General features: G+C 47.7%; 9 protein-coding genes. 6 read left to right on the forward strand and 3 right to left on the reverse strand.

Translation table 11 applies throughout. The features are described 5' to 3' along the window. Position 1 precedes the first annotated feature (1 nt). The 6 genes from IEY34_RS24350 (at position 2) to IEY34_RS24375 (ending at position 6,260) form a co-directional block, all read left to right on the forward strand. Positions 2-892 carry a carbohydrate ABC transporter permease gene (locus IEY34_RS24350; protein WP_189016173.1) on the forward strand — a complete coding sequence of 297 codons (891 nt, stop codon included), beginning with the start codon at positions 2-4 and terminating at the stop codon, positions 890-892. Between the two features lie 69 nt (positions 893-961). Then, positions 962-2,635 (forward strand): extracellular solute-binding protein, encoded by a 1,674-nt coding sequence (locus tag IEY34_RS24355; protein ID WP_189016176.1) that lies wholly within the window; start codon positions 962-964, stop codon positions 2,633-2,635. Positions 2,636-2,714: 79 nt separating this feature from the next. After that, a complete protein-coding gene (locus IEY34_RS24360) occupies positions 2,715-3,524 on the forward strand; it encodes a response regulator transcription factor (protein WP_189016178.1) in 810 nt (269 codons plus the stop codon). After that, positions 3,514-5,316 carry a sensor histidine kinase gene (locus IEY34_RS24365; protein WP_189016181.1) on the forward strand — a complete coding sequence of 601 codons (1,803 nt, stop codon included), beginning with the start codon at positions 3,514-3,516 and terminating at the stop codon, positions 5,314-5,316. Before IEY34_RS24360 ends, IEY34_RS24365 begins: the two co-directional genes overlap by 11 nt. Beyond that, complete coding sequence (locus IEY34_RS24370; RefSeq protein ID WP_229757822.1) at positions 5,291-5,665, forward strand: ABC transporter substrate-binding protein; 375 nt, start codon at positions 5,291-5,293, stop codon at positions 5,663-5,665. The genes IEY34_RS24365 and IEY34_RS24370 overlap by 26 nt, the downstream gene beginning before the upstream one ends. 25 nt (positions 5,666-5,690) lie before the next feature. Beyond that, complete coding sequence (locus tag IEY34_RS24375; RefSeq protein ID WP_189016184.1) at positions 5,691-6,260, forward strand: nitroreductase family protein; 570 nt, start codon at positions 5,691-5,693, stop codon at positions 6,258-6,260. A 60-nt stretch (positions 6,261-6,320) separates the two neighbouring features. On the opposite strand, the gene IEY34_RS24380 is transcribed toward IEY34_RS24375, so the two are convergent. The 3 genes from IEY34_RS24380 to IEY34_RS24390 form a co-directional block, all read right to left on the reverse strand. Further along, positions 6,321-7,808 (reverse strand): MDR family MFS transporter, encoded by a 1,488-nt coding sequence (locus tag IEY34_RS24380; RefSeq protein ID WP_189016187.1) that lies wholly within the window; start codon positions 7,806-7,808, stop codon positions 6,321-6,323. Beyond that, positions 7,801-8,253 carry a MarR family winged helix-turn-helix transcriptional regulator gene (locus tag IEY34_RS24385; protein ID WP_189016190.1) on the reverse strand — a complete coding sequence of 151 codons (453 nt, stop codon included), beginning with the start codon at positions 8,251-8,253 and terminating at the stop codon, positions 7,801-7,803. The genes IEY34_RS24380 and IEY34_RS24385 overlap by 8 nt, the downstream gene beginning before the upstream one ends. A 917-nt stretch (positions 8,254-9,170) precedes the next feature. Further along, the gene (locus IEY34_RS24390) at positions 9,171-12,896 is read right to left on the reverse strand and encodes an S-layer homology domain-containing protein (RefSeq protein ID WP_189016193.1); all 3,726 of its coding nucleotides are present in this window, start codon (positions 12,894-12,896) and stop codon (positions 9,171-9,173) included. Between the last annotated feature and the right edge of the window lie 124 nt (positions 12,897-13,020).

Consider the following 13,020-nt stretch of genomic DNA (forward strand, 5'->3'; position numbering starts at 1 on the left):
AATGATGAAAACAGCTATGGATGATCGCATTTTCCAAATCCTTGTACATATCGCCCTTGCCCTGCTCGCTTTCGTCACCTTCTATCCGTTCTGGAACGCGCTGGTTGTTTCCTTTAATGAAGGGATGGATACAACCTTGGGCGGTATCACCTTCTGGCCGCGTAAATTTACCTTCGAGAATTATGGGTATGTGCTTAAAGACAGTCGTATTCTGACAGGCTTCGGCATCTCTATCGCCCGGACGATCTCGGGAACGTTACTTACCATTGCAGGTACGGCCATCTTCGCCTACGGCATGTCGCGCAAGGAGTTAATCGGCCGCCGCTACTATATGATTTTCGCTATTATCACCCTGTATTTTGGCGGTGGACTCATCCCTACCTACATTCTAATTCGTGGTCTAGGCATGTTTAATACGTTCTGGGTCTATATTATCCCTTCGATTATCAGCGTGTGGAGCATGATCATATTTCGCACCTTTTTCCGGGAAATTCCGGCCGGGCTTGAAGATGCGGCTCGCATTGACGGCTGCGGCTATTGGGGCACATTCCTGCGTGTTGTCCTTCCTCTGTCTGGACCTGTTGTAGCAACCCTTGCGCTTTTTACGGCTATCGCCCATTGGAACGACTGGTTTGTGGCCTCCATCTATATCAATAATGAGCATTTAATTCCTGTACAGACGTTGTTGAAAAGAACCATCGATTCCAACATTTCACGGGAATTGGTCTCGGATAGCGCTGCGGCAAGCTTTGTGGCCAAGACACAAACTTACACAACCAAATCGCTCATTATGGCGACGATGATGGTGACCACGTTTCCAATTATTATTGTCTATCCATTCTTACAGCGCTTTTTCGTAAAAGGCGTGCTTGTCGGTTCGCTAAAAGAGTAATTGAAGAAGGCTGCAGGGCATTTCGCTTTGAGCATAGAACACTAAAGAATGGGAAGGGGTATAACGTACATGAAGATTACATTGAAAAAGAGTACTGGATCACTCGCTTTACTAGTCGCACTAGGGGCCCTTATCGCTGGGTGCAACAGCGCCGAGAAGCCGCAATCCGGGGCTAGTACGTCACCAGGAACAACCGGAACAACGGCGCCAACCAAGAAAGCAGCGTCAGCCGCATGGCAACTGGGCAGTGAACCCTTCAGCTTCTCTGTGTATGGACATTATGACTGGTATACGATGCCGCAATGGGGAAAAGACATGTTCTCCAAAAGCGTGGCAGAAGCCAAGAAGCTTACCATTACTTCGGTTAACTCCGGCGGGAATGCGGAAGCCAAGCTGAACACCCTGATTGTCGGCGGAGACTTGCCGGATGTTATCTGGGGAGACCGCGATAAGTTCGAACGCTTGAGAGAGAATGGCGCATTAGTCCCTCTCGATCCCTACCTGGATAAATATCCGAATTTGAAGAAATGGGCCGGAGATGAGATTCTCAATATGCTCCGCGCCAAAGACGGCAAGCTCTACATGTTCCCGAACTGGTACACGAATAAACCGACCGGCAATGCCGGGTATGTCGTTAACAAAAAGATCTATAATGAACTCGGCAAGCCTAAGCTGGAAACGACCGATGATTTGTATGCGTATCTCAAATTGGTGAAAGAAAAATATCCTGCCATCATTCCATTTGAACCTGGGCAAGCGCAAGAAGGCAAGGGTGTCGATATTCTGTACTCGGCGTTCGCAGAAAATAACCCAGCCAGCTTTGCCGGCACGCTGCGTGCCGTGCCCAAAGACGGCAAATTCACTTCGCTCTTCGCCGATCCTGTCTACAAAGAAGCGATGGTCTATGTAAACAAGCTTCATCGCGAAGGATTAATAACGCAGGATGCTCTGACGCAAACCGTCGATCAAGTCCGCGAGAAAATCAATACAGGTCGCGTTGCCGTGTACGCCGACGTGACGGCTATTGAATACGCGTCCAAAGGCCACGCGCAATTGATCAAAAATGATCCAAACGCCGGTTATTTCATGATTTGGCCGATTCACAAAGCCGGTTTGGATAAGAATAAAATCATGGTTGCCCACTACGACCGCCTAGGTTGGAATGCAGCCGCCATTACAACTAAGGCCAAAGAACCTGAGAAGATTTTCGCTGCATTGGATTGGATGACAGGTCCTGAAGGCACGCGGGATATTATCTGGGGACCCGAAGGAACATACTGGAAAGGTACGGATGCCGATGGTCTGCCGAACCTGACAGATAAGTTTTTCGCTGAACCGGAAGATCGCACCAAAAACATGAATGCCACGAATGACCTCCAATTTGTTGGAAACGCTACCTTGAATGACAAAATCAAAGTCAAAGCCGAATTGTCCTTGCCTGAAGAGAAGCGTTCCTGGGAAACAAAATATCAAGACGCTATTACCTGGAAAACACATATGGATTTAACGGCAATGCGCGGCATCGAGCCTTCGCAAGACAGTGAGGAAGGCATTATCCGCGAACGTTGGATCGAATTGTACAAAAAAGTTCGCGGCCAGGCGATATTGGCGAAAAGCGAGCAAGAAGTCGGTGAAATCATTGCCAAGGGCGAGAAAGATGCCCAATCTCTGGGCGTTCAGAAACTGCATGATTATTTGACCAAGAAATGGAAGGAAAACGAGGCCAAGATGAAGAAAAAATAAGGGATGGACAGGGTGCGCCAACTGGCGCACCCCCTTTCCATAGGAATGAAAGGTTCTATCATTGGGAAGGGGGCACCTTATGTACAAAGTATTAATCGCAGACGATGAAACGTTGGATTTGGAGGGCATGCAAACCTTCATCCCTTGGGAATCGCTTGGCATGGAAATCGTCGGTGCGGTAACGAATGGGTTCTCGGCTTGCGAACTGATCGAACATCAGAAGGTGGACGTGCTCGTAACGGATGTGAATATGCCGAATATGTCCGGCCTGGAGCTGGCCAAACGCGTTCGGGCGCGATTTCCAGAGGTCAGGGTCATCTTTGTTAGCGGATACCGAGATTTCCACTATGTTAAGGAAGCACTGGCGCTCAAAGCCTACAGCTACGTGCTGAAACCGATGAATGAAGAGGAGCTTATCGGCTCGCTGACCCTGATTCGCTCCGATCTGGATGAAGCGGTCCGGCGTGACCAATTCGAGGTGGATACCCAACGACTCTTGGCAGCCAACACACTTAGTCCTGAGGGGCCGTCTGAGACAGATCCCTTCTTCAAGTCAGTTGTTGGCGGCAAGAATATGAAGCTGATTCAGGAAATGATCCTCTCGATGCGGGAGCGTCTGGATCAGGCCTTGACGCTGAAAGAAGAGGCGGATCGCATCGAGTTCTCCCCTAATTATCTGGGCCAATTATTCAAGGAAGCCACAGGCCAGACCTTTCACGAATACCTGGTGGCGCTGCGCATGGAGAAGGCTGGGGAACTGCTGCGCAATCCCAAGCTGCGGATTTATGAGGTGGCCGATCAGGTCGGCTACCGGTATATGCCCTATTTTAGCAAACAGTTCAAAGAAACGTACCGGATGACTCCGGTGGAATTCCGCAATGGGTTATAAAGCATCGGCCGAAGAACATAAATTCATCCCGTTTGGCTACAAATTAATGATCTCGTATCTCGTATTAACGTTGATTCATGTCCTCGTTTTCGGCTATTTTGCCAATTGGATATTCGTCGACTCCGCCCGCAAAAAAACGAGTGACAACGTGCAGGCCGCTCTAAGCCAAATGAAAGACAATATCCGCTTCAAAATGATGGATACCGTACGATTGTCCGACATGATGTACTATGACGACACCATTGCGGCGCGATTAAGGCAGTATCAGCAAGGTTGGTACAGCTACGAATCGACAACGCAATATCTGGTGCCCAAATTCAACAGTGTATTGAAATCGACGAACCGCCGCACATCGCTTGTTGTCTACTTGCGCAACGAAACGCTGCCCGAGATTTACAATCATTACAACGACAGCGATCCGTTAACGTATGCCGGAAAAAGCTACGATCTGTACCATTTGAAGCGCATTGAGGATCGCAAGTGGTACCTTGAATTCCCCGCTGAGACTTACGGCGAGACTATGGTGTGGCAGCAAGTGGAGCGAGATACGGAGTTCGGCAATATTTCGCTGCTCCGACGGATCATTGACACAGCCAAATCCAAATCAACGATGGATATCGGTTTCATGCGGCTTACCGTCAAATTGTCGGATTTATTCGAGACGGTTTCGCCTGACTTTGGCGAGGGCACATCGGTCCGAATTGAAACTGGCAGCGGCCAAGTTCTTTTTGAACGCGGCACAGCACCGGCTTCCGCTTCTGGGCAGAAAGCCAAAGAGGCCGATTTCCTCACCATCAGAGAACCTTTCGGGGATATGGATTGGCAGCTCATCACCAGCATTCCAAAGGCATGGGTCGAAAAGGATGCGCGCAAAGTCAAATTACTAACAGCAGGCATTGGTTCCGTTAGCTTCTTGGTATTTGTCTGTGTCGGCATCTGCCTGTCCGGCTACTTCTCCAGACGAGTTTCCCGCATTGTGATGGTGCTGGACTCCTTCCGCAATGGAGATTTCCGCAAACGTATACGCTTCAAGGGTCGCGATGAGTTCTCGACGATTTCTGAGTCCATTAATGATATGGTTCAGCATATCGATACTTTGATCCAACAGGTGTATGTCACCCGGTTAAAGAAGAAAGAAGCTGAGCTCGAATCCCTGCAAGCGCAAATCAATCCGCATTTCCTCTACAACACCCTCTCTTCCATCAGCCTGCTGGCGAAGTTCGGCCATGTCGAACAGCTGCATCAGATGGTTAGCAATTTGGCCTTATTTTATCGGCTGTCGTTAAATGAAGGTCGTACGATTATTCCTGTTGCCAACGAGTTGGAACAAGCCAAAGCTTATTTGGACATTCAAAAAGCGAAATATACGGACCGGCTCGACGTGCTCTTCGAGGTTGATCCGGACATGTTGAAATATGAGATGGTGAAGTTAATCCTGCAGCCATTTTTGGAAAACGTACTCAAACATGCCTGGTGCGGAGACCGCGTCCACATTAGAATCACAGGTCAGAAGATCGGTGATGATCTGGAATTCCGCGTTATCGACGACGGGGTCGGCATGACGGTTGACACGTTGCGGCGATTGCATGCAGACGATGAGGATCATGAGAAGGCCGGTTATGGCATTCGCAACGTGAGGCAGCGTATACAATTGCACTATGGCAAGGGATATGGTGTTCGAATTCACAGCCGGTTAGGCATTGGGACTTCGGTGACTCTGCGGCTTCCTTGCGTAGACCGAAGAGCGCCTTATGTGGACAAGGTCATTGCCATTGAGAATGATTATCGGTAGAATACGTCTATCCGATAAAGAAATTCGTTACTACAGCAAACGGAATTATGAGGTTCTCTATGATGATTTAGGCCTCCACACCCCTCCTTCTATACCGGAGCCAACTGAATCCATGAAGGTCATCTCGCTGGAAACCCTGCCTTCTATCAATCCGGATCGTATCTTCTTGCTTTCATCGGATTCGAAGGAAACCAGTGAACTGCAAAAAACGGAAGTATGGAAAGGCCTCAAAGCTGTTAAGAACAACCACGTTTATATCGTTGATTATGGTCTCTGGTTCCAAGGTCCCGGCGGTCCGATTGGGCAAAGCAAAATCATTCAAGAAACTGTTCAACAGTTGACCAAATAGACCACTTATCGGGAGGACAACCTTGATGACCATATCCACAATGGAACAACTGATTCGGGCAAGAAGAACCGTACGGCTATTTAACGAAAAAGTTTTGCAAAAAGAAACCATCCTTGAACTGTTGGAAGCAGCCGTATGGGCCCCCGTCCATTCCCGCAAGGAGCCTTGGCGCTTCATTCTGTTCATGGAAGAAGGAAGAAAACAATTCGCGGACGCTGTGCTGCATACGTTCTCCAAAGAAGAGCGGGAACAATACGAGAAGAAGCTGCGGATCGATTATTGCGAGCGCATGCAAGCCCATTTGCTTATCGTTATTGAGGCCGACCCCAGACAGCGGGAGTGGGAGGATGCTGTTGGCGCAGCTTCAGCGCTTATTCAGAATCTGCAGCTGCTTGCATGGGACAAAGAAATCGGCGTTGTCTGGAAAACGAATGCCTATAACTTCGAACCCGATTTCTGCCGACTTACGGGCGTAAAGCCAGGCGAGCGCATCATCGGAACGCTGCATCTTGGTTATTATGATCCGGATAAAGTGCCTAAGCCCCGGCCGCGCACACCTGTCAATGAACTGCTAACCTGTATTACTTCCGCATGAGCGGGCAATAGAAAAGAGGCTGTCTCCCTAGGCGATTAACCTGGTGAGACAGCCTCTTTGTCATTTTGCCGCGCTGGGTGCAGGAACTGCTTCCACGGACTCATCATGCGGCTGAACCTTGCGAATGAAGAAAGCGAGTACGAGAGCGACAACACTCAGCCACGTGGCGATGACGAAGGAATGATTGATCCCATAGATGGTCGCAGCTTGCGAAATTTCCGCCATCTTGGCTTTATTGCTCGGATCAATCTGTCCCGAGATGATTAGCTCTTTGGCGTGAGAAGCCGCTTTGTTAGTCATGAACGTAACCAGCAGCGCTGTTCCCAGCGCACCAGAAACGTTCCGCAGCGTCTGCGACATGGCCGAACCGTGTGCATTCAGGCGCCGCGGCAGCTGATTCATACCGGCTGTTTGGATCGGCATCATGAGCATCGACATCCCGAACATCCGCAGCGTGTAAATCAACATCAAGTGGTTATATGTCGATTCCGCCGTAAGCTGGGTGAACTCGTATGTGGTGATGGTCATAATGATAAGACCGATGACAGCCAACCAGCGAGCCCCGACTTTATCGAAAATCATCCCCGTAATCGGAGACATAATTCCCATCAGAATAGCTCCGGGGAGCAAGAGCAGTCCAGACTCCAGCGGCGAAAAGCCGCGAATGTTTTGCAGGAAAATCGGCAGCAAAATCATACCTGAGAACATAGCCATTGTGATAATCGCATTAATCAATGTTGTGAGAGAGAACATCGGAAACTTGAAGACACGGAACTCAAGTAAAGGCGTCGTACCTCTTATTGAACGTATGATGAAGAGCAGCAGCGATAGACCGCCCAGCACGAGGCAGGCAACGACTCTTCCGCTCCCCCACCCCGATGATCCGGCATCACTGAATCCATACAGAATACCGCCGAAACCGATGGTGGACAGGATGACGCCCAGCACGTCGAGCTTAGGATTGGACGTTTTGATGACGTCCTTCATAGAGAAAGCGCCGAACACAACGGCGAGGATAGCAAGCGGCAGAACGATATAGAATAGAACCCGCCAATCGTAATGCTCAACGACCCACCCCGACATCGTAGGACCGATCGCTGGTGCGAAGATCATGGCAATGCCCATCATGCCCATCGCTTTACCGCGCTCCGCGACTGGGAAGATCGTTAGGACCACGACCGACATCAGCGGCATCAGAATGCCGGCACCGACAGCTTGCACAAGTCTTCCGCCGAGCAGCCAGCCAAAATTGCCTGATAATGCGCAAATAATCGTGCCGATAGCGAATAAGGATGAGGCCGTAAGAAACAGCTTGCGCGTCGTAAATCGGTTAAGCAGGTAGGCGCTAATTGGAACGAGTACACCGTTCATAAGCATGTAGCCGTTGGACAGCCATTGAATGGTGCCTTCATTCACATTCAGGTCCGCCATCATTTTGGGCAGCGCAACATTCAATACCGTTTGACTTAATAGCGCCACGAATGCGGCGATGAGCAGAGAAGCCATAATGGGCCCTTTGCGCAGCGCAGGGTTAGTCATGCTAGTCATGCAGCACATCTCCTTTGATCGTCTTTAAAATCGTCAAAATCTCAGTCTGTATACGATGAAACTGCTGCTGGTCTTCCTCCGACAAACCTAACAAGGGTCTGAGCAGCATCAGCCGCATATCATTGGACTCCTCCCATAGCGTTGTTCCTTTGTCCGATAGCTTCAATGTCATAGCCCGGCGGTCCGACTCGGTGCGTTCACGCGTTATGATCCCCGCTTTAACCATCCGATCGACAATCCCGCTGGTCGTGCTATTGCCAAGATTAAGCTTGTCGGACAGCTCCATTAACTTAATATCTGGAAATTCCTTCAATATGCGGAGCACGATGAGCTGCAAGGGTGTCAGACCATGCTTCTGAGCAACCTTAGCCATCACTTGAAAAAAAGCCTGATTTACTTCCCGATAAGCCTGAAAAATTTGCATAACACGCTGTTGTTCGTTCAAGAGGTCCTCTTCATCTCCAATTACTTCGTATACGAAGTATTATGCTCCAAGACGGTTTATATGTCAATTTTTATATATGCCTAGGAACTCAATAACTCTTATTCGATCACAATGGTGGGGTTTCTGAATCTTACGAACTCTAGCTACGCTATGACGAGTAAAAGTAAACAATTCCACCCCTACGGGGCTCCATAACGCCGATTCCGTTCATTAGATCGCCAGAGCAGCCGTTTTCTCGTCGATAAGCATCATGCGGTTCGTTAGCTGGGGCTGGTGCTACTTGGTGCGGCCGCCCTACGACAGTAGATAAGAGTCCACAGAAGTATCTACTTGGGGAGTCAGCCCTTTTTGTTTATCGTTGAGGCTCCAAGATCCCGATCCCGCTGGAGCAGAATTTTGAAGTTAGCTAGTTTAGACAGATGGTTGGGAGAATGCTGAGAGGAGCTGCAAGGGAAAGTAGCTGAAATACCCGGACTGTGCGGTGGCACGTCCAGTGTCTAAGGAACGCCTATACGGCTGTTTGATTGGATAAATCCAATCAAACAGCCGTATAGGCGGTTCATTTCACAGCTACATTGGATTTATCCAATGTTATCTGATAAAAAACGCCATATCGGCCGCAGATTTAAGGATTTCAATGGATAAATCCAATCCAACGGCCCGCTGGGCGGTCAAATTCACGATTACATTGGATTTATCCAATGTAATAAGATTCCTCATGTTGTCTGGCACGGAATCTTGAAGTTGCTAGTTTAGACAGATGGTTGGGAGAACGCTGAGAGGAGCTGCAAGGGAAAGTAGCTGAAATAATCAAGTTCATTAGATGCCATTCAAGACTGAAAACCTCCAAAACAAAGAAGCTAAGCACTATAATAGCTGCTTAGCTTCTTTGTCATCTAGATAGTCATCGCCACAACTTACTTTCCACTCAATTGATCGATGATCGCTTTGAGTTCAGGGTCCAGACAAATCGCATTAAACATGACTGTGAGCGCTTCGGCTCTAGTTGCGGACTGCTCCGGAGCGAATGTACGCGCAGCGATGCCTTGAATTAAACCCGCTTCAGCTGCTTTTGCAATGTGCTCCTTGTTCCATGAATTCGCGGTATCCGTAAATGCCACACCACTGTTTAGTTTCTTCGCATTGTTGAAATTGACAATTTTCGAGATAATCGCAATGATCTCAGCACGACTGATTTCTCTATCCGGCTTAAACGTGCCATCCGGATAACCCGAAATGATCCCGTTAGAAGATAACGCAGCAATAGCCTCATTAGCCCAATGTTGTTCTACGTCACTTAATTTGTTAGCAGTTGAAGCTGACTTCACTACACCGAATGCTTTGCTTACAATTGTCGCAAACTCGCCTCGGGTAATGCTTCCATTAGGTTGGAAGGTACCGTCTGGGTAACCGTCAATAACCTTTAGCTTCAAGAAGGTGGCAATCGTTTTGGTGCTCCACAGATTGGAGACATCTGTAAATGCCAACTTCGTAGGATTAACTTTTTCTTGTGCCAAACGAGCACTGTAGGCTTCTTTGATTTGATTAGGTTTAACGCCATCAGCGAAAATAGGTGCTGAAGGCTTTTCATCAGGCTTAGGTTTAACAGTCGGATCAGGTGCAACAGGCACGACAGGACCTGTACTTGGACTTGGATCTGTGCCCGGGTTCGAATCGGGGTCTTGCGTCTTCGCCTTTTCAATGGTCGTCGCTTGCAGCTTTGTCCCATCTGTCGTTCTTGCTTCAATCACAATTCGGTCATTACTAATGCTGATCGCCGAATATACGGGTAAATTATCATCATACAAATAGTTCAAGTAATCATGCTTTACGGCATCGTAGAATTTCCAGCCTGAGGATCCTCCAACGAGATAGATCGTCCCCTTGCTGCCATCTTTCAGCGGTAAGCCGTTTTTCATCGGATACGTCCAAGCTAGGGCGTGATCGTGACCTACAAGCACCAGATCTACACCAAGCTCTTCAAGAACAGGTGCCAGATAATAAGTTACGAGTTCAGGACCACGCCCATCTTCCGTATGATAAGCAGGTCGGTGGAACATGGCTACTTTCCACTTTTTCTTGCTGGCATTTATATTTTCGCGGAGCCATGCAGCTTGTTTTTTCATATCAACTTCATCCGCTTCCGAATTCAAAACGATAAAGTGCGTATCCTCGTAATCATACGAATACGTCAAATGCTCCTGTGTCTCCATGCCGTTGCCAGGCAGTCCAAGGGCCGAGATGAACACTTGCTTGCCACCATTTTTAACATCGTGATTCCCCATGGTATAGGCAGAGGGAACACTTCCGCTATACTTTTCAGAAGCCTTCATATCCTGTTCCCATTGCTTCATAATCCCGCCATCATCCACAATGTCGCCGCCATGCATAACGAATCGCGTATCGGGAAAGACAGAGAAGGCGCCTTGCATCAAATTCTGGTGAATCAGAAGCGCTTCTTCACTATTCGTGTGTGAATCAGTAACAAATAAGAATGAGAATGAATCTGCTTTGGCCGCTTCCGTTTTAAAAACTTGCGGAGCGCTCCAATGACCTGGGTAACCTACACGATAACGATAAGCTGTTCCTGGCGTAAGACCTTGCAAAAGCCCCTTATGAAATAAGGCTTCACCTGTGCGATCAGGCGCCAACAGAAGTTCTGATGCAGCTGCTTGCTGCAACATATTAGGTTGATCGAAATTTACAAACTCACTATCTTTCACATATTGAATGAACCCTTCCCCTGCACGCGGGGCCGTTCTCCAAACGATACTCATCTTTGTTTTCAAATCTTCCGTCACATAAGTTCTAACAAACTCTGGCTCATCTGCGCCAATCTGCGGGACGATGGGAAGGGTTAGCACTTTGCTGACTTTATCCCCATTCACAGCTTGAAGGTCAAGGCTCAGCAAAGCAAGCGTCGTTAAATTCGTCCGAATTTCGCCATTTGCATCCGTTTTCCCCCATTTATCCGTTAAGAGACCGAGTTCGACGTCAGCACTAGGCACCCAAGCAGTGCCTTTTCCATTAGGTAAATTGACAGCAGTAAATCCTGCACTCGTAGCTCCACTCGAAAAATACTGCGCTCCCTGCAAGGCGGAAGAAATCTTAGTTGAACTAGCATCAGCATTTGTATATAAAAAGGATTCCGCTGTTTTCACTTTAACGTAGGATTTAGGGTTAAGTGAATTAGGAAGCACTATGGAAACTCCTTCCACTGGCACACCAATATCATCGGTAACACGAATGGTGCTGCTCGTATTTAAGGAGCTCCCCTTAACTGTGAGCACATAGGGAAATCCAATGGTATAGCTATGAGGTTGCGCCAATGCATAGACCGCTTCTCCTACGGTAAGCTGAACGCTGCCATCACTCATTCCAATCGATTTGAACAGCTCGCCGCGCCCCATCTTGGCACTTGGTTTAACCTTGATATTCAAAGAAACAAGCGTGCCATCCGCTGCTATAGAAGATTTGCTCAATCCTTTAAGCTCGAATTGGTATTCTCCCCTAGCATTGTTAATCTCATTGCGCGTGATCAAAGATTCCGTCACTTTGGGTTCCGTAGAGATGATTTCCAGTGTTTGAGGATCATAGGTCAGCTTCGCATACGAGTTTTTTAACTCATTTGCGTTTTTGACCTGAAGCTTCAACTGGAAAGACTTGTTGCTGATAACTTCATTAGGAGCTTCTAGTTGGTATTGAACACCATCACGAATGAAAAAAGTGCTGTTAATTTCCGCTGGATTGCCAGATCGATCATACACAGCCGCATGAACCGTATGATAACCGCCTGCCATTGCAGTTGCTGATTGATATTGAATATTACCTGATGACGCATCGTATGCAGTGGTAACAGGATGACCATTGATATCCACTTGGATTGAACTCGGATCAATGCCTGATTTATCATCTGTTGCGTTTAATTGAATAAGCGGGCGGTTTGTTTCTAAGACCGCGTTATTACCCGGCGATTTCACGTCAAGTTTGGGAACCGTCATATCTTCATTCGCATCATCTTCATAGATAAGACGAACGTTATCAACCCATACCGTGCCTTTATTTTTTTTATCAAAAATAGATTGCTCAATTCGCATATAAATTTCAAGCGTGAACGGAGTTGGCCTATTCGTTGGCAGTGCGCCTTCGATATATTTCCACCCTGTCCAATTCACACCGACATTCTCATCCAAATATTCCACTTCAAATGACTTGCCTGCGCTATCCCTGAACTTACTGAAAATATGATGACCATCATTGTTGCCGTAAATCCACATACCAATCTTCTTGGGAGCCCCTGTAATCGGAATGGCGCCAGCAGCTGGCCCCACGTAGACGTAGGAAGGATTTTCCTTAACACCTATGTAATCATAATCAATCCGGACGGAATTATTGCCGAAACGGACATGTTTGGGATCGGACTCCAAGCTCATCGCACCGGAGAAATTTCTTTTTTGGATCAAAACATCATCGCTAAGGTTGTTCTCAAAATCCTCTATAACCACACTCTTAGGTGCAACACTCTCCGCTGAGACTAAACCTTCAGGTGGAAGAACACCTATGATGACAGAGATCAACAGAAAGATCAGTGTTGCCTTGTTCACCGCTAATTTGATTCGTTTGGAAACTTGCCGCTTAAACATGATTGTAATCGCTCCTCTGTTTGGTGATGATTTGGTGCCAAACTACCAACGGACGCACAATAGTAAAATAAATCATACAATTAATCATACAAAAGTAATTATATCTGTCCTCTATTTGTGGATT

Origin of the sequence: Paenibacillus marchantiophytorum, assembly GCF_014640555.1 — a bacterium.
Classification (GTDB): domain Bacteria; phylum Bacillota; class Bacilli; order Paenibacillales; family NBRC-103111; genus Paenibacillus_E; species Paenibacillus_E marchantiophytorum.